At 71.7% G+C, this 20915-nt stretch carries 20 protein-coding genes, 2 tRNA genes and 1 pseudogene; 9 read left to right on the top strand and 14 right to left on the bottom strand.

What is annotated here, in order from left to right:
• Nucleotides 1-244 precede the first annotated feature (244 nt).
• Together ACFRAC_RS01665 and ACFRAC_RS01660 are read right to left on the bottom strand one after the other, a co-directional pair.
• The gene (locus ACFRAC_RS01665; RefSeq protein ID WP_382919443.1) at nt 245-2530 is read right to left on the bottom strand and encodes a GTPase; all 2286 of its coding nucleotides are present in this window, start codon (nt 2528-2530) and stop codon (nt 245-247) included.
• Nucleotides 2531-2533: 3 nt separating this feature from the next.
• On the bottom strand, nt 2534-4141 hold the full coding sequence (locus tag ACFRAC_RS01660) for a dynamin family protein (protein WP_382919441.1): 1608 nt from the start codon (nt 4139-4141) through the stop codon (nt 2534-2536).
• Between the two features lie 321 nt (nt 4142-4462).
• On the opposite strand from ACFRAC_RS01660, the gene ACFRAC_RS01655 reads away from it, so the two are divergent.
• A tRNA-Arg gene (locus ACFRAC_RS01655) sits at nt 4463-4535 on the top strand.
• 182 nt (nt 4536-4717) lie between these two features.
• Here ACFRAC_RS01655 and ACFRAC_RS01650 read toward each other — a convergent pair.
• From ACFRAC_RS01650 to ACFRAC_RS01635, 4 genes and pseudogenes are all read right to left on the bottom strand, one after another.
• Complete coding sequence (locus tag ACFRAC_RS01650; RefSeq protein WP_382919440.1) at nt 4718-5272, bottom strand: hypothetical protein; 555 nt, start codon at nt 5270-5272, stop codon at nt 4718-4720.
• Nucleotides 5273-5358: 86 nt separating this feature from the next.
• Nucleotides 5359-5610, bottom strand: a pseudogene (locus ACFRAC_RS01645) (transposase family protein); the annotation flags it as partial.
• Between the two features lie 22 nt (nt 5611-5632).
• Nucleotides 5633-5971, bottom strand: coding sequence for a hypothetical protein (locus ACFRAC_RS01640; RefSeq protein WP_382919438.1), 339 nt, complete (start codon nt 5969-5971; stop codon nt 5633-5635).
• 546 nt (nt 5972-6517) lie between these two features.
• Nucleotides 6518-6925, bottom strand: a complete 408-nt coding sequence (locus tag ACFRAC_RS01635; protein WP_382919437.1) for a DUF6416 domain-containing protein — start codon at nt 6923-6925, stop codon at nt 6518-6520.
• Nucleotides 6926-7021: 96 nt separating this feature from the next.
• Here ACFRAC_RS01635 and ACFRAC_RS01630 point away from each other — a divergent pair.
• Nucleotides 7022-7124 (top strand) — tRNA-Arg (locus tag ACFRAC_RS01630).
• A gap of 730 nt (nt 7125-7854) precedes the next feature.
• Here ACFRAC_RS01630 and ACFRAC_RS01625 read toward each other — a convergent pair.
• A complete protein-coding gene (locus ACFRAC_RS01625) occupies nt 7855-8997 on the bottom strand; it encodes a hypothetical protein (protein ID WP_382919436.1) in 1143 nt (380 codons plus the stop codon).
• Nucleotides 8998-10031: 1034 nt separating this feature from the next.
• Here ACFRAC_RS01625 and ACFRAC_RS01620 point away from each other — a divergent pair.
• On the top strand, nt 10032-10991 hold the full coding sequence (locus ACFRAC_RS01620) for a D-2-hydroxyacid dehydrogenase family protein (protein ID WP_382919435.1): 960 nt from the start codon (nt 10032-10034) through the stop codon (nt 10989-10991).
• Between the two features lie 18 nt (nt 10992-11009).
• Here ACFRAC_RS01620 and ACFRAC_RS01615 read toward each other — a convergent pair whose 3' ends face one another.
• The 5 genes from ACFRAC_RS01615 to ACFRAC_RS01595 form a co-directional block, all read right to left on the bottom strand.
• Complete coding sequence (locus tag ACFRAC_RS01615; RefSeq protein ID WP_382919433.1) at nt 11010-11594, bottom strand: DUF2087 domain-containing protein; 585 nt, start codon at nt 11592-11594, stop codon at nt 11010-11012.
• A 62-nt stretch (nt 11595-11656) separates the two neighbouring features.
• Nucleotides 11657-12517 (bottom strand): tyrosinase family protein, encoded by an 861-nt coding sequence (locus ACFRAC_RS01610; protein ID WP_382919432.1) that lies wholly within the window; start codon nt 12515-12517, stop codon nt 11657-11659.
• Entirely contained in the window at nt 12501-12992 is a 492-nt protein-coding gene (locus ACFRAC_RS01605; protein WP_382919431.1) for a tyrosinase family oxidase copper chaperone, read from the bottom strand. The genes ACFRAC_RS01610 and ACFRAC_RS01605 overlap by 17 nt, the downstream gene beginning before the upstream one ends.
• Nucleotides 12993-13101: 109 nt before the next feature.
• Nucleotides 13102-13692, bottom strand: coding sequence for a vitamin K epoxide reductase family protein (locus ACFRAC_RS01600; RefSeq protein ID WP_382919430.1), 591 nt, complete (start codon nt 13690-13692; stop codon nt 13102-13104).
• Between the two features lie 99 nt (nt 13693-13791).
• On the bottom strand, nt 13792-14550 hold the full coding sequence (locus tag ACFRAC_RS01595) for a beta-glucanase (protein ID WP_382919429.1): 759 nt from the start codon (nt 14548-14550) through the stop codon (nt 13792-13794).
• 326 nt (nt 14551-14876) lie between these two features.
• Between ACFRAC_RS01595 and ACFRAC_RS01590 the strand changes: the two genes are divergently transcribed.
• The 4 genes from ACFRAC_RS01590 to ACFRAC_RS01575 all read left to right on the top strand — a co-directional run bounded on the left by ACFRAC_RS01590 (nt 14877) and on the right by ACFRAC_RS01575 (nt 16697).
• On the top strand, nt 14877-15143 hold the full coding sequence (locus ACFRAC_RS01590) for a hypothetical protein (protein ID WP_382919428.1): 267 nt from the start codon (nt 14877-14879) through the stop codon (nt 15141-15143).
• A 440-nt stretch (nt 15144-15583) separates the two neighbouring features.
• Nucleotides 15584-15934 carry a hypothetical protein gene (locus ACFRAC_RS01585; protein ID WP_382919426.1) on the top strand — a complete coding sequence of 117 codons (351 nt, stop codon included), beginning with the start codon at nt 15584-15586 and terminating at the stop codon, nt 15932-15934.
• Between the two features lie 61 nt (nt 15935-15995).
• Nucleotides 15996-16316, top strand: coding sequence for a hypothetical protein (locus ACFRAC_RS01580; RefSeq protein ID WP_382919425.1), 321 nt, complete (start codon nt 15996-15998; stop codon nt 16314-16316).
• 60 nt (nt 16317-16376) lie between these two features.
• The gene (locus ACFRAC_RS01575; RefSeq protein WP_382919423.1) at nt 16377-16697 is read left to right on the top strand and encodes a hypothetical protein; all 321 of its coding nucleotides are present in this window, start codon (nt 16377-16379) and stop codon (nt 16695-16697) included.
• A 155-nt stretch (nt 16698-16852) separates the two neighbouring features.
• Here the strand turns inward: ACFRAC_RS01575 and ACFRAC_RS01570 are convergent, their stop codons facing one another.
• A complete protein-coding gene (locus ACFRAC_RS01570; protein ID WP_382919908.1) occupies nt 16853-17134 on the bottom strand; it encodes a hypothetical protein in 282 nt (93 codons plus the stop codon).
• A gap of 163 nt (nt 17135-17297) precedes the next feature.
• A complete protein-coding gene (locus tag ACFRAC_RS01565) occupies nt 17298-17948 on the bottom strand; it encodes a hypothetical protein (RefSeq protein WP_382919421.1) in 651 nt (216 codons plus the stop codon).
• A 369-nt stretch (nt 17949-18317) separates the two neighbouring features.
• Here ACFRAC_RS01565 and ACFRAC_RS01560 point away from each other — a divergent pair, with 369 nt between their 5' ends.
• Nucleotides 18318-19457 (top strand): glycosyltransferase, encoded by a 1140-nt coding sequence (locus ACFRAC_RS01560; RefSeq protein WP_382919420.1) that lies wholly within the window; start codon nt 18318-18320, stop codon nt 19455-19457.
• Nucleotides 19454-20911 (top strand): exopolysaccharide biosynthesis polyprenyl glycosylphosphotransferase, encoded by a 1458-nt coding sequence (locus ACFRAC_RS01555; RefSeq protein ID WP_382919418.1) that lies wholly within the window; start codon nt 19454-19456, stop codon nt 20909-20911. Before ACFRAC_RS01560 ends, ACFRAC_RS01555 begins: the two co-directional genes overlap by 4 nt.
• The last annotated feature ends 4 nt before the right edge of the window (nt 20912-20915 follow it).

The raw sequence follows: 20915 nt of genomic DNA, 5'->3' as shown, positions 1-20915 counted from the left end.
CGAAACGCGTACGGGCCCGTCCCGTACGGCTGCGTCCGGCCTGCCGGCCTCGCCCCCGGTACGTCCGGGGTGCGCCGCCGGCGCCGCGGCCGATCACGTCCGTCGCGATCGCCGCGGAGCCAGACTGCCTCCGTCGGGCCGAGCCCGCTGAGCCCTGTGGACCACGGCCGGACCTGTGGAAATCTCCGGCACTCGGGTGGGTGACCCCCTCACCCCCGCGCCACCATCGGTCCGTCCGACCTCGTCACCTCGCCGGCGACCCCACCCCCATCACCCTCCCGTACTGCTCCCGGACCTCCCGGTACCGCAGCAGCTCCGCCGCCACCGGGTCCAGCACCCGGGCCCGCCCGCACCCGGCCGCCGCCTCCCGCAGCCGCCGTTCCGCCTCCTGGCCGTAGCGTCGCGCGGGCCCTCGGGCCGCCATCCGGCAGCCCCACTCGACGAGCGGCCCGCCGATGATGCCGGCCAGCATCAGCAGCACCGGCACGCCCAGGTTGGGCGCCATGACGCTGATGATCTGCGCCGCCAGCCAGAGCCCGCCGACGACCTGGAGGATCGTCATCGACGCCTGCACCAGCACGGCCGCCGGCCACCAGCCCGGCCGCGGCGGCCGCCCGGGCGGCAGTCCGGCCCGCGCCGCCAGATCGTCCAGCGCCTCGGGCAGCCCCTGGGCACCGCGTACGGCCGCCTCGCGCACCGCCTGCGCCCACGGCGTGGGAAGCCCGGCCGACGCCTGCTCCGTGACCGTCCGCACCGCCTGCTCGACCCGCTGGCGTGCCGTGGCCTCCTCGTCCGCCTGCACCCGCGGGGACAGCCGTCCGGTCGTCGACTCGCCCCGGTCCTGGTACCACCGCCACAGCCGCAGCCAGGGCGTCCCGCAGGCGCGGTTGGCGTTGCGCAGCCAGGACCGCTCGGCGGCCTCCCCCGCCGCGGTGGCGCCGATGGCGTCCGCGAGCCGGGCGGAGAACTCGTCCCGCGCCTCCTCGCTGAGGCCCGTCCGCCTGCTCGCCGCGTACACCGGCCGCAGCCGCCACCCGGCGGCGTCCACGTCGGCGGCGATCCGGCGCGCCGCGGCCCCGCGTTCCGCCACGAACTGCCCGAGCGCCTCCCGCAGGTCGCCGACGCCTTCCCCGGTCAGCGCGGACAGTGCCAGGACGACGGCACCCGGCTCGCCGTGCTCGCCCAGCGCGATGCCGTCCTCGTCGAGGAGCCGCCGCAGATCGTCGAGGACCTGGTCGGTGGCCTCGCCGGGCAGCCGGTCGATCTGATTGAGGACGACGAACATGATCTCGGCGTGCCCGGCCATGGGCCGCAGATAGCGCTCGTGCAGGACCGCGTCCGCGTACTTCTCGGGGTCGACCACCCAGATGACCGCGTCCACGAGCCCGAGCACCCGGTCCACCTGCTCGCGGTGCTGGACGGCCGCGGAGTCGTGGTCCGGCAGGTCGACCAGGACGAGTCCGCGCAGCTGGCCGTCGGCCGCCGCGTTCTGCGCGGGCCGGCGGCGCAGCCGGGGCGGGATGCCGAGGCGGTCGATGAGTCCCGCCGCGCCGTCGCTCCAACTGCACGCGAGCGGTGAGGCGGTGGTCGGCCGCCGTACGCCGGTCTCGGAGATCGTCACGCCGGCGAGCGCGTTGAACAACTGGGACTTGCCGCTGCCGGTGGCACCCGCGAGGGCGACGACCGTGTGCTGCCCGGACAGTCTGCGCCGGGCGGCCGCCTCGTCGAGGACCCGCCCGGCCTCGGAGAGCGTCCGGTTGTCGAGCCGCGTACGCGAGAGGCCCACGAGTTCGCGCAGCGCGTCGAGCCGGGAGCGCAGCGGCCCGTCGTAGGCGAGCGGCGTCACGGCGTGCGGCGCGGACGCGCGGGGCTCCACGATCGCCGTCTGCTCCCCGGCGGTGGTCTCGTTCACGCGCCGCGCGATCAGCCCGTCGTCCCAGGGCGTCGAGGACTCCGTACCGCCGGAGGACGATCCGGAGGCGGTGCCCGCGGTGGAACCGTCGGCAGCTCCGGACGCCGAGGACGAACCGCTACCGGTGGCGCTACGACGGGACGAGCCGCCGCCCTCCCCCGATCCTCCGCCCTCCCCCGATCCCCCGGCATCCTGCGCACCGCCGCCCCGCGCGGACGGCGTCCCGGCCTCCTGCCGGCCTCCGGGCTCGGGTACGCCGACGGGGTGGTCCGGGGCGTCGTCGGGCACCGGCGTGTCGGCGGCCGTACGGTCCTGTGCCTCGGCGGCGGCCCCGCGCGCGGGGTCTCTTTCGGCCGCCCCACGCGTGTGGCCGTCGTCCGCGGAGTCGCCACCCGCCGGGGCCTCCCCCTTCACGGGCTTCCTCCAGAGCTTGCGCCGCTCCGTCTCCTGGGCGACGGCCTCGTGCGAGCCGGGCCCTTCCATCGCACGAGCGCCTCCGGCCGGGATGCCGTCCGCCGGGGAGCCACCGCGCGGGGCGCCCTCTCCGGGGACGCCGCGGCCGCCGTCCTCCTGCTGATCGGCGTGTTCCGTGTGGTCCTGGTCAGTGACGGCAGTCACCGGTCACCTCTCCTTCTGCAGTACGGACAACGCGGCGATGAGTTCGGCCTGGGGGTCGGGATGGACCTCCAGGGCGTCGAGGGGGGCGAGCCGGCGCTCACGTTCGCTGAGCATGACCCGGTCCAGGTGCTCGTTGAGCAGCCGTCCGGCGCGGTCGCGCAGCCGCAGCGCCCCGTGGGCCCCGATCCGCTCCGCGAGCCCCTCCCCGGCGGACCGTGCCCGGCGCCCGCCGAGCAGCGCCGTGGCGACGAGCGCGGTGACGACCTCGGGGTCCGGGGCGACGCTGCGGTCGAGCTCGGTCACCTCGTCCTCGGCGTACTCCTCCAGCTCCCGGCGCCACCGCCGTACCGCCACACCGATGCGGTGCTCCACGCTCTCGGGCCGGGGGTCCCGGGCCGTCAGCTCGGGTGCGGCCGCCGCCGGTTCGCGCCGCCAGGCGTCGTCGACGCGCTCGTCGGCGGCGGTGACGGCGCACAGCAGCAGGGTGCTGAGGCTGTCGACCAGCGAGTCGAGCAGTTCCCCCGCCGTGCAGTCCAGGGGGAAGGCCCGCCATCGCTTCAGGGCGTCACCGGCGAGCACGGCACCGGCCTGGAGCCGGCCGCGCAAGCGTGCGTACTCGCTGTCATAGGCGGCGTCGACCGCGCCGGTCAGCCGGAGCGCGGCGGCGTACTGGGCGGCGGCGGCACCGGCCAGCTCGGGCATGCGGGCCTTGAGGGAGTCGAGCAGGCCGTTGGCGGTACGGGCCATGGCATGGGTCCTGGCCGATGGGTCCTGGGCCTGATGGGTGAGCCAGGTGCGCAGCGGTGCCACGGCGGTGGCCGGAAGCAGTCCGCCGCCCCACGCCGATTCGGGCAGTTCGGGGACGGTGAAGCGGGGCACCTCGCCGAGTCCGGCCTTGGTGAGCAGCGCGCCGTACTGCCGGGACACCTCGGAGACGACCTGGTGGGGGACCCGGTCCAGGACGGTCACGAGGGTGGCGTCGTACTCCTTGGCGGTGCGCAGCAGGTGCCAGGGCACGGCGTCGGCGTACCGGGCGGCCGTCGTGACCATGATCCAGATATCGGCCGCGCAGATGAGCTCGGCGGCCAGGGCGCGGTTGTCCGCGATCAGGGAATCGATGTCGGGCGCGTCGAGGAGGGCGAGTCCCGCCGGGAGCGTGTCCGCGGTCTCGATCCGCAGGACGCGCTCGGTCTCCTCACCGGGCAGCATCAGCTCCTCGGCTGGATCCTGTTCGGGGGCCCACACGCGCGTGAGGTCGGGCAGAACACGCATCCCGCTGAACCAGTGATGGTCCTCCGGATGGCAGACCAGCACCGGGGTGCGTGTCGTCGGTCGCAACACCCCCGCTTCGGTCACGCGCCGGCCCACGAGGGAGTTGACGAGCGTCGACTTGCCGGCGCCGGTGGACCCGCCCACCACGGCCAGAAGTGGCGCTTCGGGCTGTTTGAGGCGGGGCACCAGATAGTCGTCGAGCTGGGCGAGCAGTTCGTCACGGTTGGCACGCGCGCGTGGCGCCCCTGCCAGGGGCAGCGGGAAGCGTGCGGCCGCGACACGGTCGCGCAGGGCGGAAAGTGCGTCGAGCAGCTGAGGCCGTACGTCCAAGGTCACCACATGCGAAGAATGCCCAATTTTAGGGGATTTCTGAAGCATATGAGCATGTCTGCGTGCCGATAAGACACAAGGGACGGAAGGGATGACCGGGACAGAGGCATAGTCCAGGCATAACGAGTGCACAACACCCGGTGCGCGAGAGGCCAAAAGCAGTGCACGATTCGTACCTGCCTGCGATTATCAGGACCGCTTCACTGAACCTCCACATCGAGCCACGGAGGCGAAGCGAGAGGGACACGGACGCGGGAGCCCTATCCTTGTCCCCGGCAACGTCACGGAACGGCCCAGACCCGGGCACCACGAACGAGGCCACCACAACCGGCCCCCGTAGCTCAGTGGATAGAGCAGGCGCCTTCTAAGCGCTTGGCCGCAGGTTCGAGTCCTGCCGGGGGCGCCCAGTCTCCGCCCTCCCTCGGGAGGGCGTTTTTGCTGTTCACGGCAGGTTCAGCCACACACGACGAAGCCCCGGGCACTCCCCTGCCGATCATGGGGAGGCTCCGGGGCTGTCCGGCTGTCACCGGGTTTCGGCGGGTCGCCGTGTCGAATACGTGTCGAAGTCTTACGCCGGCGGGCGACTCACTCGGCGCCGGGCAGATCGGACAGATCCCCTGCGGCTTCGAGCCGCCTCTTCAGGTCCGGCAGCTGCCCTTCGACGCACCGTGCGTAGGTGGCGAGCAGCACAGGCACACCGTTCCCGGCCCACTCGGCCACCTGAGCGCGCGGGACCCCGTCGCTCAGCCACTTGGTCAGGCGAGTGTGCCGGTTGTCGTACACCCGCTTACCGGTCGGCGACTCGAAGAGGTGGGGAGGCAGTACGGCCTTGCGAGCACTCCGCCAGGCCCGGCGAATCACGGAACCCGCGAGGATGCCGCCGTTCTCCCCCTGGAACAAAAGATCACCCGGCTTGAGTCCTTCGTCCTCGATGTGCTGTCGCAGGAGGCGAGTGAGGGCGGGATGACCCGGCACCGTGCGCGTGTCCCCTTCGGCTCGGCCCTTCAGGTCGCGCTCCTCGTGGATCTCTCCTGTGTCAGTCCACTGCTTCCCGACTTCCGGAGTCGCCGTGTGGATCACCAATTCGCACCACTGATCGGCAGCCTCGACACCGGGCAGGCTCACGTCCCGTACGCGCATGGCTACGGCCTCTTCGGGACGTGGACCGCAGTAGTACAGCGTGGCGAAGAAGGCGTGCGGCCGCCTGTCACCACGGGGACGCCGGCGGGCCCGAGGTGGTCGATGATGCGATCCGCTGCCGACTTTGAGATGCCGAAGAGCGGGGCGATCTGCCGCAATGTCAGGTTCCTCCGCCAGTACGCGGCGACCAGCAGGACCCGGTCCTCCAGCGGAAGGCTCCATGGCCGTCCCTTGCGGACGGGGTATACGCCCTCGCGTCGTAACGCGGTGATCAGCTTGCCGAACTGCCCTGGGCTCATCCCGCTGAACGGGGCTATCCAGAAAGGCTCCGACGCCATGATCACACCAGTCGCTGCGCGATCATTCCACTGCTTCAGGTGCTCCCTGCTCGTACGCGAGGCGGCAGCGTTCAACATGCTCGGCCACCTGATCCATGAACCACCTCATGATCGCGTAGGGGATGACGTGCTCGTCGTGGCTGTGGATGTGGACGGTCGGCTCCAGACTCGGGTCCTCGTCAGGTATCACCGCCACCACGAACGCAGTTCCTGGCAGGTGAGTCTCTGCATCGGGAATGTCAGCCCACGAAGCCGGCGCCGGGACGGCCTCGCTCAGCTCCACACACCAGGCGCCGTCCGGCAAGGCGTAGTGGAACTGGATGGCGTAGTGGCGGCCTGCATGAACGCGCAGCTCTGGCATGTCCGCAGGCTGACACAGCTGCCACATCGGAGTCTCGTGAGTATCGTTTTCGCTCGCCTGCCAAGCCCTGTTCCATGCCGTATCTCGGAACTCGGGAGGGCCGCTATGCGCTGCGCGCAACATGTTCCTCCGAGCATCGATACGGAAGTAGGCATTCATGGCATGGTCCGCTATGATCTCCGGCCCTTCCAACGTCACCAAGGTTGCTGCCTCTTCCAGCTGTCCACTTGCAGCCTTCAACTCGTCGAAACGCTGGGAGACGTCACTAGCGTCTGTGCGGGCAGCTTCATGGGCAATGTTGACTCACGGAGCGCCGCTCCAGCACGGACAAGGAACAGACTGTATGCATCCCTACGCAACTGACGGCGTCTGCTCATCTGTGGCCTTGACGGACGAGCGCCCTCCCTGGGCCGTCCTCGGGCCGTGGAAGGGCGCTCAACGGTGACCAACGTCGACAACTGCTGACAGCTCGACAGCAGGCCAGGAGGTTGATCGATAGGGCGGCCGCAGGTCACGGCCGGCGATGATCAGTTGTGGCTGTGCAGATCACGCATCGCCGAGCTGAGCGACCAGGAAAACGGCTGCCACCGAGGGGCGGACTGCGTACGTCGCGCCCGCACTCCCCTCGGGTGCCTCCCACCAGTAGAACGGAAGCCGCCGCTCACTGTTGCTGTGTCCCTTGCTCATCCCTGACAACACCCCTGCCACGCGCCGTGCCGGATCACTCTCGTTCGGCCCGCCCAGGGCCTTGTCCACCAGTTCCGTGCAGTGGATCCTCCGGCCAGGGTTGCGCGCCAGATACTCGAGCACCTGCCTAGCCTGCGGCGCGAGTTCAGCCAAGAACACTACGGCGCGCTGCAAGTCCTCGGGACCCCATTCCGGGGCGCCGTAGTGACCCTCTTCGCCGGAGTGCTTAGCCCACCGCGGATCAACCTCAGACAGATACTCCGTCATGCCCGCCCCAACAGTTCGTCACTTGTGTGTGTCGTTCGCACCGTACAGATCCGTCAGGACACCGCGTGTCGAATCCGTGTCGAAGTTCTATCGGCGGCCTGCTCAGCTGCGGAAGAGCCACAGGTCAAGAGGAGAGCGGGGCGCAGCCACAGAGCGCCTTCGAAGCGCTTGGCCGCAGGTTCGAGTCCTGCCGGGGGCGCCCAGTCTCCGCCCTCCCTCGGGAGGGCGTTTTTGCTGCTCAGGGCGGGTGCGACCCGACACGACGAAGCCCCAGGCACTCCCCTGCCGATCATGGGGAGACTCCGGGGCTGTCCGGCTGTCACCAGGTTTCGGCGGGTCGCCGTGGAGCGCGGTGCCGGGGCGTACCGCTCTGACTCGCATCTTGCGGCAGCACATCGGAGCCGAGGGATTCAAGCCGGGCGATCTTCTGTTTCAGGGGGAGAACGGAGGGGTTGCGTCGAGGGCGGGCCGCAGCTCGTCGTGCCCGCTCTTGGTGCACCTCCGGTCGATGCCGTACAGCGCCTTGCTCAGGATCTCCCGGTAGGCGGTGTTCGTGACGTCGCTCGGGCCGGGCCGAGGACGTGCTCGTGGACCACGGGGAGCCACAGCCTTGTCGCGGTTCTCAAGGGGTGGCGCTGTGCTGCGCCTGACGTCGACCGGGGTAACGCCATGCCCGCGCACCGCCGAGAAGGTACGGCCACGAGAGTGGGCCCGGGTCGTCGATCCGGGCCCGAGGGCATCGTGTACACAGACGGTCCCCGGAATTTTCCGATCAACCTACTACTCGTCTCTCAGAACTCGCCGGGGACCTGGCCGGTGCCCGACAGGTGCTCCGCGAGGGAGCCCTGCCGTGGTTGACCGGTCCTGTTTACAATCATTGCTCCGATTTGCGACGCGGTCAAAGGATCCGGCGAACTATCTGCGCCGGCCTACTGCGGGGGAAGTTCGAAGCGCAGCAGCGCCCCGGCCTGGTGCGCGCGAAGTTCCGTCTCCGGCTCGATGTGCCGGACCTCGCCGCCGTCGTCGATGACGGTCTCGGTCAGTTCGTCGATGATGTCGGGGACCTCGCGCAGCGGCTCCCCGCAGAGCGGGCAGGTCTTTCCCGAGCGCGCAAGCAGCCCGTCCCGGTCGCAGAGGACGCCTGGGGCAGCCGCCTGCTCGTCCACCGCCAGCGTCCGGATCGCGGCCAGCGAGGCCGCCCACAGCGTCTCGTCGAGCCCGACGGCGGCGGGCCGCCGGGCCGCCTTGGCCTCGAGGATCTCGCCGACGAGCTGTCGCTGCTCCTGGTGTGCGTGGTCGGAGACGAGCTCCTGCACCTTCTGCTTGATGTCCGCGGGCGTGGCGGTCTCGCGGTCGATGGTGAAGCTGCCGATGAGCCTCTCCCGCAGTTCGCGCGGGAGAAATTCGATGAAGGCCGGTACCTCATAAGCGTGGCCGCCGACGACGAGCAGGTCGAAGCGCCCGGTCCCGAACAGCTGCTTCAGCTCGCCGACGAGCCGCCGGTAGTGCCGTTTGCTGAGCTCGTCGGCCTTGTTGCGGACCCGGTACTCGGCGAGCCCCGCTTCCGCGGCGTAGTTGGGCTTGCGCAGCGTACGGTCGCGGATCGCCTCCAGTTCCCGGGCCTCGTCGATGTAGTGCTCCCAGACCTGGCCGGTCCCCTTGTCCACGATGACCGCGCAGGTGCGGTAGTACTCGTCGAGCACGCCCAGCATCGGGCGGACGTACGGATCGGCGTCCACCACGATGCGGTCGCGGGTGCTTCGCGGCAGCCACACCTGCTCGTAGATGCCGTTGCCGCTGCAGGAGAAGACCGCGACCGCGCCCGCCCTGTGGGGCTCCTCCTCGAGCGATTTCTCGATCTTCGCGATGTCGTCGCGGAGCGAGAGCCGCGCGGCGTGCTCAAGTGAGCGATCCTCCGCGAGGGGCCGGATGCGGTCCAGCAGGCTCGCCGCCCGGGTCAGGAACGCGCGGCGGCCCGTCCTGTCCGGTTCCGCGGGGATGTAGAGCGAGACCAACGGAAGTCCGTTCCCGTTCAGCCGGAGAATTCGATCGACCTGGTCTTGCGTGATCATCACCGCTCCTCGCGCTCCGTGAGCCTCGCTCCGCCCTGTTCCAGGTAACGCGGTGGGGGCAGGAGCGGCAACCGCAGCGGGACTCCGTTCAGTCACTTCGGGCTGCTCGCACCGGGCTGGGAAGGCGTCATCAGGCCCGGGCGGGCGATCCCCCGGGCCTAGTGACGCGCGGCCGTCCTGCACTCCGGGCGCGGTCCACCCGATCCACGACGGCCCTCTGAGTCGACGAGTTCCCGATCTTCACTCCCTCGGGTGAGCCTGATCCCGGGCCCTGCCGTCGACGGCCCACATCCGCAGTCGGTCGAAGACGCCTCGCCGGTTGCCGGATCTCCGGCAGGTGGACCCACTGCGTCCCCGTCCGGAACTTGATGGCGATCGCGTCGATCACCTCACGGTGATCCCGCCAACGCCCCCCTCTTCGGCGTCCGGCCCGGAAGCAACGGCTCGATCCGCGCCCACCGGGCGTCAGGCAGCGACATGCTCAGATCAACGTCCCACCGTGCCGGACGAAAGCGCCCTGGACCGCAATGGCCCTCCGGCCGATGGGCGGAGAGCGTCGACGCACACGACCGGTGGCGGCCCGGCACGCACCGCCTCCTCGACGAGTGCACGAGCGCACGAGTGCGCGGGTGCCGTGATCGTTCAAGGCACGTGTCAGCCGTCTGCCGGAGCCGACGTGCGAGGCGCGGTGCAGCACGACGTCGACGCCGTCGCGGACATCGCGCAGGGTCGCCGGGTCGGTCAGGTCGGCCCGTACGATCCTCACCCCCCGGCGGGACGCCCGTCCATTCCGCGCGGTCCCGTAGGAGCAGCCACACCGCAGGCGCAGCACCCCCACCATCCCTCGAGGCCGATGCGACGTGGCCTCCCCCGAAGCCGCCTCAGCCGAAGCCGCCTCCTCCGAACCCGCTTCCCCCGGCGACGAGTCCGCGTGGTGGCATGGGGGGCCTCCCTGAAGATCACCGTATAGACGCCGGTCCCAGCGCCCCCCTTCCGTAGAGTCCCCCCATCGGAACCGACGGAGGAGTGATCCCGTGCGTCTGCGCTGTGCCCTGCTCGACGACTTCCAGGACGTGGCCACCGGCATCGCCGACTGGTCGCCGGTCGCGGACGACGTCGAGGTCGTGCCGTTCACCACGCATTTCCCGGACGAGGACGGCCTGGCGGCGGCGCTGGCCGACTTCGACATCGTGGTCACCCTGCGCGAGCGGGTCCCCTTCCCCGCCTCCCTCCTCGCCCGGCTCCCCCGGCTGAAGCTGCTGGTCGCGTCCGGTATGCGCAACTCGGTCATCGACTACGCCGCCGCCGAGGCGCACGGCGTCACGGTCTGCGGTACGGCCAGTTCCTCGACCCCGCCGGTCGAGCTGACCTGGGCGCTGCTGCTGGGCCTCGCGCGCGGGATCGTCGAGGAGAGCGGGGCGCTGCGGTCCGGCGGGCCGTGGCAGAGCACCGTCGGCGCCGATCTGCACGGCCGCCACCTCGGGCTGCTGGGCCTCGGCAAGATCGGCAGCCGGGTGGCCCGGGTCGGTCTGGCCTTCGGGATGCGGGTGACCGCCTGGAGCCAGAACCTCACCAAGGAGTACGCCGACGAGGTGGGCGTCCATCTGGCCGCGTCCAAGGAGGAGTTGCTGGCCGACAGCGACTTCGTGTCCGTCCACCTCGCGCTGAGCGACCGTACCCGGGGGCTGCTCGGCGCGCCCGAACTCGCCCTGATGAAGCCGACGGCGTACCTGGTCAACACCTCCCGCTCGGCGATCGTCGACCAGGACGCCCTGCTCGCCGCCCTGCACGAGGGCCGTATCGCGGGTGCCGGCGTGGACGTCTTCGACGTCGAGCCGCTGCCCGCCGGCCATCCGGTGCGCACGGCGCCCCGGCTGCTCGCCACCCCGCACCTGGGGTATGTCTCGCAGGCCAACTACGCGACGTACTACGGGCAGGCCGTGGAGGACATCCGGGCCTACCTGGACGGGTCTCCGGTACGGCGGCTCCCCTGAGGCCGGGCTGGGAAGGGGTCAGGCGCCCGCGGCCTCGTCGTGCGGGGGTGCGGCGGGGCGCCGGTAGACGCCCTCGCTCCGGTGCAGGTGGTGCAGATCCACCAGGTAGCGGCGCAGGGTCACGTGGTCGATCTCGTCGCTGTCCTCGCACCAGGCGCGCAGCTTCGCGTCGACCGTGCGCTCGGGGTACTCCACCCCCGGCTCGAACGTCTGCTCGGTGATGTGGCGCAGGACCAGCTTCTTGCGGGTCCAGCGCGCGGGCAGGCGTACGAGCCGGCCGTCACGGACGAAGGTGCGCAGGACCATGTCGGTCTGTCCCGTCCCCCGCTCGTCCGTGCCGGGTTCGCGCCGGGCGTCCGCGCGTGCTCGCGCGCTGAACACCTCGTAGGCCACGCGCAGGTCTCCGTCGTCGCCCGTGGTGACCGCGCCCTGCTCCCGCAGGCGCCGCAGAGCCGCGGCCGTCTCCCTCGAAGACAGACCGGCGGTCCGCGCGACCTGTTCGGGGCTTCCCGCGCCCAGCGCCACGGCGGCGAAGGCGCGGGCGCGGCTCTCCTCGGCGAACAGCCGGACGAGTCGTTCCGCGGTGTCGGGTTCGGTGGCCATGCGGGGAGGCTAGTGCGCCCGGCAGGGCCGCGCCGAGCGAGTTTTCCACTCGGGAGCGGGCGCTACGCGTACCGGTAGATCCCGGAGACGTCCTCCAGCTCGTCCGGGGTCACGTCCCAGGGCGGCAGTCTCTCGTGCCGGGAGACGATTCGCCGGTACTGGTCGTTGTCCCGGCCGGGCGGGCGCGCGGGGAGGTAGCGGTGCTTGCGGTGGCGTTGCTGCCAGCGCTGCCACTGCAGGTCGACGAAGGCGTGGACCAGCCAGAAGACGGGGTCGTTGACGGACGCGCCGCCGACCATGTGACCGCCGACCCAGCGGTGCACACGGTTGTGGTTGCGCCACGAGTCCCGGCCGCGGCCCCAGCCCTCCAGCTTGTTGCGGAAGCCCCGCGGGGAGGTGGAGTTCCAGGGGGCCACGTCGTAGACCGGGTCGTCCAGAGCCTGCTGGAGGTCGCCTTTCGTGGGCAGGTCGATCGGTCCGCGGGAGCGGCCCAGGTCGCGGGTGAGGAACGTGCCGTCCGAGACGCCCGCCCGGATCGTCCAGTGGCCGCCGCGGTGGGCGAACGGGCCGCTCATCACCTGCCGGTCGCCGGACCGGCCGTTCCCGCCCAGCAGGTCGTCGGTCCAGGGCACGCCGGTGGTGCCGCGGTCGCGCGTCCAGTCCCAGTACGGCACGGTCACCGAGGAGTCGACGCGGCGCAGGGCGTTCTCCAGGTCGAGCAGGAACCTGCGGTGCCAGGGGAGGAAGGACGGCGCCATGTGGGCGGCGCGCAGGCCCCGGTCTCCGTCGCCGACGAAGTGCGCGATGTGCAGCCGTACGAACTCGTCGTACACGCCGCGCCGTTTGATCTCGAGGAGCGCCTCGACGAACCGCCGGCGCTCGGTGCGGGTCAGCCGGCTGACGTCCTTACGCACGTACGCCATGCTGTGCCTCCCTGTGCGGGTGCCCGCCGTGGAGGGGGCCGGGGGCGAGGTCGCGCAGCTGTCCGCGCGGGCCCAGCTCGTCGACGGCCGCGCGGGTCGCCTCCAGCGGTGTCTGGTACCAGCCGTAGTGGTCGACCATGCTCAGCCAGGAGCCGTCGGCCCGGCGCATCAGGTGCAGGGGGCGGCCGTCGACGGTGACCTGCCATTCGACGGCTTGGGCGGCGCGGCTGCCGAGGTCGACCGGGGCGCCGCGGATACGGCGGCCCAGGTAGGTCTCGTCGAAGGGGGCGTCGGCGCCGGGCACGGGGCCGGTGGGGTGCGGGCGGGACGCGGTGATGAGCGGGGCCAGCGTGACGACGGCGGAGGTGAGCAGCCAGCGGCCCGCGTCCCTGCGGGTGTGTGGCACCGGTTCACCGGTCGCGGAGGTGTCCGTCCGCCGCGCCCTCGGCGGTTCCTGGCCCGCGCTGAACTCCATGGCTCACCCCTTCGTACTGTTCGGCTGTTCGTACGAGTAACAGTCCGGGTCGCCGCGCGGTCACCTCCGGCGCCCGAGGAGGGCCGTGTCGCCCCGGGTGCACCAATAGTCAGCTTGTCCAGAAATCCCACCAGCGGGTGAGGACGAGCATGCCGACGACCCCGATGTGCAGGACCGGCAGCACCCAGGTGAAGTCGGCGAGAAACGACCGCACCGGCGCGGGGGCGGGCAGCAGGCCGGCGCGGACGACGAAGGACGTGACGTACCAGAACAGGGTGATGGTGGCGATCCACGCCAGGCAGCACCACAGGCACAGCGCGTTGATCTCGTACAGGGACTCGAACTGCAGCCAGGAGACGAACCCGACGCCGAAGAGGCAGCCCGCCTCGAACGTCAGCCAGTACCAGCGCGGGAACGCGGCGCCGGCGAGCAGGCTCGCGCCGACGCAGACGACGATGCCGTAGGTCACCAGGCCCAGCATGGGGTTGGGAAAGCCGAACGCCTCGGCCTGGTCGCTCTCCAGCACGCTGCCGCAGGACAGCACCGGGTTGAGGCTGCAACCCGGGGTGAAGTCGGGGTCCTCCAGCAGTTTGAACTTGTCGAGCGTGATGACCCAGGAGGCGAGCAGCCCGGCCGCTCCGCACAGGACGAGCAGCAGGGCGAACGGGCGGCTGCCGCGCGCCCTCGTGTCGGTGGCCATCGCGCGACCCTATCGACGGCACGGCGGCGGTCCGGCCCGCGCTCACCCGGGCGGCCGACCCGGTGCGGGCAGGCCGCCCGATCGAGCGATGCCGACGGGTCAGCGGTGGACGCGCACGTAGTCCACGCCGAAGGTGAGGGGCGCCGGGCCGCAGGGCGGCGGGTGGTGCTCCCCCGCGCACAGCGACAGATTGAGCACCAGGTACGCCGACCAGTCGGGGCCGACGCCGGTGCCGTCGGCGTAGACGCGTTCGCCGTTGACGTACCACTCGACGCACCGTGCGCCGTAGGTCGTGCCGATCGTCACCCAGGTGTCCGGGGCGATGGCGGCGCCGTCGGTGTGGTAACTCGTGGCGCCGCGGACGTGGTTGGACAGCTCCAGCAGATGCGGGTTGTCCGGGTGGTACTCGAAGGAGTCCACCTCGTTGGCGCCGTCCTTCCAGGTCCACAGAGCCGGCCAGGCCCCCCTGGCGGAGGGCAGCAGGACCCGGGTCTCGATGTGGTCGCCGGTCCTGACCTGGAAGCCCTCCTCGGAGTACTCGGTGGTGAGCAGGCCGGTGCGCCAGGCGGGCCGGCCGTTCTCCAGGGTGCGGCCGCACGGTGCGGCGGCGAACGTCGCCACCGAGCCGGAGACGGTGACGCAGTGCGGGTCGAGCCAGTCGAGCTTGTTGTCGTCCGGGTTGTGGTCGCAGTAGCGGTAGGCGCTCGTCCGGTCACCGACCCATCGGGCGCCCCAGTCGATGGGGGCGTCGAACTCCTCCGCCCAGACGAGGGTCCGGTCGGGGTTCCGGGGTGCCGCGAACTTGACACCCTCGGTGATCATGGTGGCGAGCGCACTGAAATTCAGCTTTCCGATCATACTCGTGGTGTACCAGAACTAGGGGCACCATACGATGAATTGATTCGCGGACCAGATGCCAATCCCTCCGAATGCCCCCCGCGTATTGCATTCTCACCCCGACCACTTTCATGCGTATGGAGCAACGGGCCGCATTTTTGCCGCATCGGGACTGCTATGTTCTCCCACCGTTGGATCAGAGGAACTTTCATGCGAGGTGAGTCATGAAGAAGGCAGTTTTCACCACTGCGGCGTTGGCTATCGGTGCGGGTCTTGTGGGCGGTTCGGCCGTCGCGGCGTCGGCCGCCACGGGGGGTGCGGGCTCGTCCACGGGTCCGCTCGGGCTGATGTCCCCGACCAAGGTGTCCCCGGCGGTCCTGCCGGCCACCGACGTCGTGACGCGGCTGGCCAAGGAGGGCAAGGTCGCCAACGGCACCGCGTTCGACCGGAAGTCCGGTTCGGTGTCCGGCATCTACCTGGACGGCATGGACCCGAGCGCCGCCCGGCGGCCCACGATCCCGGTGAAGAACCCGGCGGGCAGCGGCTCGGTCGAGGTGCACCCGCTGAAGGCGCCGACCTCCGCCGGACTCGGCACCCTGCTCCCCAAGAAGTGACGGCCCGGCCTTCTCAGGCGTCGGCGGGCCGGCCAGAGCCGGCTCCGGAATTTCTGAGACTCTGATCCTGTTCTCGGCGGCCGAAGCGCGGCGGCAGGCCCGGACGCTGGATTCGGACCCGCGATTCCAGCTCCGTGGACAACGGGCCCGCCGGCCGACCGGCCCCGTGAACCAACTCTCCGGCCCACCGGCCCTCCCCTTGCCGGTGGGCCGGACGCATGCCGCCCGCCGGGCCGTGAACGGAGCCCTATTCGGGGCTCGGCGGTAATTACACGGACCGCCCCAGAATGAGCTTAAAGCGGACCGAGCGGTCCCGCGCACTCATTGAGCCATCCGAAGGAATCTCTGCGCGTTTGATTGTTCTCGCCGTGACTTATGCCTGCATATACGGGTTTCCTTTTCGTAAGCGTGCGCAACCGTGAATTCAGGAAGGAACCGAGTTGCCCAGGAAGTTCGCGGTCATCACGGCCCTCGCCCTCAGCACCGTCGTCGGCAGCGCCGGCATCGCCTCCGCCGGCGGCTCCTACGGCGGCGGAGGCTCCAGCACCAGCTCCACCACCACCGTCAAGGGCGGGAGCGGCTTCTCCTCGTCGCCGGTCGTCGTGAACGCGCCGCAGCAGGGCGTTCTGATCGCCAACGGCACCCTCGTCGACCTTCGCTGCGCCGTGCCGTGGTCCAACGGTGCCGTTGGCGCGGCGGTCATCGCGCCCGACTCGCACTACGTCGGCTGCAACACCGGCACGGTCGAGCAGGGCCGCAAGGCCGTCTACGGCGGCGGCCTGCTCTTCTGACTCCTGCTCCGATCGCGTCGCAGCAGGTAAAACCACATCGCAGCCAGGAAAGGCTCAGCACATGCGCAACAAGGTTACGGCCATTTCCGCGGTCGCCGCGGGCATCGTTCTCGCGACCGCCGGCTCCGCCGCTGCCGACAACGACACCACCACCGTCAAGGGCGGTAGCGGTTTCTCGTCCTCCCCGGTCGTCGTGAACGAGCCGCAGCAGGGAGTCATCGTCCTCAACGGCACCGCCGTCGACGGCCGTTGCATCGCCCCGTGGTCGAACGGTGCCGTCCTGGCCGCCGTCATCGCCCCGAACTCGAAGTACGTCGGCTGCAACACCGGCAAGGTCGAGCAGGCCCGGGGCTCCTACCACAAGGGCGGCCTCCTTTTCTGACTCCTGCTCCGAGCAATTCGCAGCAGGTATCCCCCCACGCAGCCCGGAAAGGCTCAGTACATGCGTAACAAGGTCACGGCCATTTCGGCCATCGCCGCGGGCATCGTTCTCGCGACCGGCGGCTCCGCCGCGGCGGACAACGACGCCACCACCGTCAAGGGCGGTAGCGGTTTCTCGTCCTCCCCCGTCGTCGTGAACGGCCCGCAGCAGGGGCTTGCCGTCGTCAACGGCACGCTGATCGACGGTCGTTGCATCGCCCCGTGGTCGAACGGTGCCGTCCTCGGCGTCGTCATCGCCCCGAACTCGAAGTACGTCGGCTGCAACACCGGCAAGGTCGAGCAGGGCCGCGAGTCGGCGCACGTCGGCGGCCTGCTGTTCTGAGCGGTCCGTTCTGAGCACAGCGTCGTCCGATGGCGGTCCCCGGTTCTCCGGTGGGCCGCCATCGGCGTTCTCCGGGCACTCCCCGCACATGCCGAAGGGCCGGCTCCGTGGGTACGGAGCCGGCCCTTCGCGTCGCGCCGGACGACGCGGCGACGTCACCTGTTGAGCGGAAGGCCACCGAGCAGCCGGCCGTCGACCGGGTTGGGCAGGGTGCGGCCGAAGACCGGGGTCTTCACGACGCCGGAGTCCTGGACGTTGGCTTTCACCTTTTCCGCCGTGCGCTGCACGTTCTTCGTGGCGGAGGGAAGGCTCCGGGCGACCGCCGTGCCCTTGTCGGCGAGGCCGCTCCCGGGCATGTTCACGGCGGAGGCGGGAACAGCGGCGCCGGCGATCGCGAGCGATCCGGCGACCACGGCAGCGGCCTTCAGGTTCTTCATCATGTGCCTTTCCAGGTGAATCCATACGTGGTTCTCCCGGGCTAACGACACGGGAAGTCGACGGAAACTCCGCGGTCGTCAAGTTCCTGGAACTCATACGAAAAGACCCGTCGGGCCGGCGGGGGCCGGCACGACGGGCCGTGGAATCGGCGGCTGTTTCGCCTCAGGCACCGGTCCCGGTCTGGGCGGGCGGCAGGCCGGGCAGGCGCGCGGCGGGCAGGCCGCGGTCGAGCAGGGTGGCGACGGAGACGTTCACGAGCTTCTTCACCACGTCGTCGGCGGCCGGGTCCACCTGCTCGGTCCCGCCCGACAGCAGGGCGGCCAGGAGGCCGTCCACGGCCTTGCCGAGGGCGTCGAGGGCGCCCGGCGTGAGGTCCGAGGCGGTGGCCTCGGTGTCCACGCCGGCCTCGGCGAGGGCCTCCTCGCGCGCCTCCGCGGCCTCCTTACGGGCTTCCTCGACGTCCTCGCGGGCGGCCGCCAGCTCCTTCTCCGCCTCGGCCAACGCCTCCTCGCGGGCCTGGGCGACAGCCTCCCGGGCCGCGTCGGCGAGCTTCTTCGCCTCCGCCGCGGTGAGCGGGTCGTCGTCCGCGGCGAGCGCGGAGTCCAGCAGCCGGGTCACGGGGGTCAGGACGGTGCCGAGGCCGGCCAGTGCGCCGGTCTGCCCCCGGAGCACCGCCCGCTGGTCCGCGGCGGCCGTCCCGGAGGCGGGGCGGGTGTCGTCGGGGCGGGCGGCGATGGCCGGCGCCACCGCACCCAGGAGGAGAGCCGCGCACAGGGCCGAGGTGGCGATGTGCCGGGTGGTCGGAGCACGCAATGGAGTTTCCCTCCGGCGAGTTTCGGGTCGTGCGATCACCGTCTCCCCGGATGGCCCCGCTGTCGAATTCGGCGACCCCGAACAGGGCACGGGAGGTGCTGATCGGGTGGACGCCGGAGACCGTCCCGGCCACGGATCCAAACGGGTGGTCCGCCGGGGGAAACCACTCGGGAAACGGCTCCGCTCCACGATCGCCGACCCTATCGGCGATAAATATGGATAAGTGGCTGGTGCTGTTCATCTCATCTGTCCAGAAGGCCGTTTGGCCCACAGAGCCAGGTGAACGGGTGCGGAATCTTCTGGCGGGGACGCGCGCCACACATCGTATTGCTGGTTCGAACTCTTTTCTGCGGAAGGGCAGCCTCGGTCATGCGCGTTGTGCCGCACATCCTGCATGTCGCCCAGCCCGTCGCGGGTGGTGTGGCGCGGGTCGTGACGGACCTGGCGGCGGCTCAGCTCGCCGCCGGATGGCGGGTGACGGTGGCCGCGCCGCCCGGCGGCACCCTGACGGACGCGCTGACCGCGCTGGGCTGTGCCGTACGGCGCTGGGACGCGACCCGGGCTCCGGGGCCCCGGCTGCCCGGCGAGGTGGCGCGGCTGGCGCGGCTGGTGCGTGAGGTGCGGCCCGACCTGGTGCACGCGCACAGCGCGAAGGCGGGGCTCGCGGCCCGGCTGGCGGTGCGCGGCGCCCTGCCGACCGTGTTCCAGCCGCACGCCTGGTCGTTCGAGGCCGCCGGTCCCGTCGTGAACCGGGTGGCGCTGGGCTGGGAGCGGTGGGGGGCGCGGTGGGCGGGGCGGGTGGTGTGCGTGAGCGAGGCCGAGCGGCGCACCGGGCGGCGGCACGGCGTCCGGGCCGAGTGGCGGGTGGTCCCCAACGGGGTGGACACCGGCAGGTTCCGGCCGGAGGGCGGGCGTGCGGACGTGGAGGGTGCGCCGCTGGTGGTGTGCGTGGGCCGGCTGTGCCGTCAGAAGGGGCAGGACGTGCTCCTCGGGGCCTGGCCGGAGGTGGCGCGGCACGTACCGGGGGCGCGGCTGGTGCTGGTCGGTGACGGTCCGGACGGGGAGCGGCTGCGCGGCGGCGCGCCGGCCTCGGTGCGGTTCGCGGGGGCCGTGGCGGACGCCGCGCCCTGGTACCGGGCCGCCGACGTCGTGGTGCTGCCGTCGCGCTGGGAGGGCATGGCGCTGGCGCCGCTGGAGGCGATGGCGTGCGGCCGGCCGGTCGTGGTGACGGACGTGGACGGGGCCCGCGAGAGCCTGCCGTCCGCGGCGCGTGCGGCCTGCCTGGTGCCGCCGGACGACCCGGTCGCGCTGGCCCGGGCGCTCACGGCGCTGCTGCTCGACGAGCCGCTGCGCGCGAAGTTCGGCGCGCTGGCCCGGGCGCACACGCTCGCCGCCCACGATCTGCGGCGCGCCACGGACGCCGTGACCGACGTGTACCGCGAGCTGCTCGGTGGTCCCACCGTGCCGGTCGTCGGACCTTATGAGGGCAGGAAGTGCATCACCACATGACCGCGGAAAGCTTCGTCGCCTCGCCCGCGGGGCAGCACCGGGCGCCTGAGGGCGCCCTCTCCGTTCCGGCCCCCGGCGGGCTCTCCGGCGGACGGGGTCCGGCCGCCGGGCGCGGGCCGCGCCGCCGGCGGCCGGACGCGCGGCTGTCGCTGTGGCTCGCCGACGGCGGCGCGGTCCTGGCCGGGGCCCTGGCGCTGCCCGCCGCGCACCGGCATCCGCTGGTCCTCGCCGTGCTGGCGGTCGGGGTCCTCGCGCTGAGCCGGCGGGCCGGGCTGTACGACACCTCGCTGGTCCGGGGGGCGCTGGACGACGTGCCCGCCGTCTGCGGCCGGATCGCCGTCGGCTGGGCGGTGGTGGCGGCGCTGTCGCCGCTGCGGTCGCTGTCGCCGTCGGCACTGGTCACCGTGGTCGCCGTCCACTGTGCGGCGGCGTGCGCGGGCCGGTCGGTGGTGCAGGGGCTGCGGTGCCGGGCGCTGCGGCGGCGGCCGTGTCCGGCGCTGGTCGTCGGTCCGGTCGAGATGGCCCGGCAGGTGGCCGCCGCGCTGCTGCGCCGCCCGGACTGCGGAGTGCGGCCGGTCGGGCTGGTCGCCGACGGCCCGGACGCCCTCGGCGACATGGCCGACGAGACGGGGCCGGCGGTGTTCACGACGGCCCTGGAGGCGCGCCGGGCGGTGGTCCGCGAGGGTGTGGGGGCGGTGCTGGTCGTGGGGGCCGCGACCCGGGTGGAGCAGGCGGCGGTGCTGCGGGGGCTGGCCGCGTCCGGGTGCGCGCTGTGGGAGCTGGACGCCGACTGCGGGCCGTACGGCCTCGGCGGCCGGACCGGGCATCTGGCCGGGTTCCCCCGCAGGCCGCTGCGGCAGGAGGACGGACGGCGCCCCGGCGCGGGGCTCAAGCGGCTGCTGGACGTGCTGCTGTCGGGCGCGCTGCTGGTGCTGACCGGCCCGGTGCTGCTGGGGTGCGCGCTGGCGCTGCGGGTCATGGACGGTCCCGGCGTCGTCTTCCGCCAGGAGCGGATCGGGCGCGACGGGCGGCCGTTCACGATGCTGAAGCTGCGCACGCACCGGCCCGCCAGCGAGCACGAGGCGGCGACCCGCTGGAGCGTGGCGAACCAGCAGGACATGAGCCGCTTCTGCCACTTCCTGCGCCACACCTCGCTGGACGAGCTGCTCCAGCTGTGGAACGTCTTCCGCGGGGACATGAGCCTGGTCGGCCCACGGCCCGAACGGCCGTACTTCGTGGACCGGTTCAGCCAGGCCCACCCCGGCTATCCGGCGCGGCACCGGATGCGCACCGGAATCACCGGGCTGGCGCAGATCAACGGGCTGCGCGGCGACACCTCGATCGAGGACCGGGCCCGCTACGACAACGCCTACATCGACGACTGGTCGCTGTGGCAGGACATCTGCATCCTGCTGCGCACGGCGGCCCAGTTCGTCCGGCCGACGGGGAGCTGAGCTG

This window comes from Streptomyces sp. NPDC056628 (assembly GCF_042792555.1).
Taxonomy (GTDB): Bacteria; Actinomycetota; Actinomycetes; order Streptomycetales; family Streptomycetaceae; genus Streptomyces.
The sequence above is the reverse complement of the archived record's forward strand: the minus strand, read 5'-3'. Positions and strand labels throughout refer to the sequence as shown.

Excerpts from the sequence above, each read along its gene's own strand:
- ACFRAC_RS01615 (WP_382919433.1), bottom strand. The coding sequence starts at position 11,594 with ATGGCCACCGAACCCGACACCGCGGAACGACTCGTCCGGCTGTTCGCC.
- ACFRAC_RS01570 (WP_382919908.1), bottom strand. The coding sequence starts at position 17,134 with ATGAAGAACCTGAAGGCCGCTGCCGTGGTCGCCGGATCGCTCGCGATC.
- ACFRAC_RS01595 (WP_382919429.1), bottom strand. The coding sequence starts at position 14,550 with ATGATCGGAAAGCTGAATTTCAGTGCGCTCGCCACCATGATCACCGAG.
- ACFRAC_RS01560 (WP_382919420.1), top strand. The coding sequence starts at position 18,318 with ATGCGCGTTGTGCCGCACATCCTGCATGTCGCCCAGCCCGTCGCGGGT.
- ACFRAC_RS01605 (WP_382919431.1), bottom strand. The coding sequence starts at position 12,992 with ATGGAGTTCAGCGCGGGCCAGGAACCGCCGAGGGCGCGGCGGACGGAC.
- ACFRAC_RS01590 (WP_382919428.1), top strand. The coding sequence starts at position 14,877 with ATGTCCCCGACCAAGGTGTCCCCGGCGGTCCTGCCGGCCACCGACGTC.
- ACFRAC_RS01580 (WP_382919425.1), top strand. The coding sequence starts at position 15,996 with ATGCGCAACAAGGTTACGGCCATTTCCGCGGTCGCCGCGGGCATCGTT.
- ACFRAC_RS01635 (WP_382919437.1), bottom strand. The coding sequence starts at position 6,925 with ATGACGGAGTATCTGTCTGAGGTTGATCCGCGGTGGGCTAAGCACTCC.
- ACFRAC_RS01600 (WP_382919430.1), bottom strand. The coding sequence starts at position 13,692 with ATGGCCACCGACACGAGGGCGCGCGGCAGCCGCCCGTTCGCCCTGCTG.
- ACFRAC_RS01625 (WP_382919436.1), bottom strand. The coding sequence starts at position 8,997 with ATGATCACGCAAGACCAGGTCGATCGAATTCTCCGGCTGAACGGGAAC.
- ACFRAC_RS01555 (WP_382919418.1), top strand. The coding sequence starts at position 19,454 with ATGACCGCGGAAAGCTTCGTCGCCTCGCCCGCGGGGCAGCACCGGGCG.
- ACFRAC_RS01640 (WP_382919438.1), bottom strand. The coding sequence starts at position 5,971 with ATGCCAGAGCTGCGCGTTCATGCAGGCCGCCACTACGCCATCCAGTTC.
- ACFRAC_RS01610 (WP_382919432.1), bottom strand. The coding sequence starts at position 12,517 with ATGGCGTACGTGCGTAAGGACGTCAGCCGGCTGACCCGCACCGAGCGC.
- ACFRAC_RS01575 (WP_382919423.1), top strand. The coding sequence starts at position 16,377 with ATGCGTAACAAGGTCACGGCCATTTCGGCCATCGCCGCGGGCATCGTT.
- ACFRAC_RS01650 (WP_382919440.1), bottom strand. The coding sequence starts at position 5,272 with ATGCGCGTACGGGACGTGAGCCTGCCCGGTGTCGAGGCTGCCGATCAG.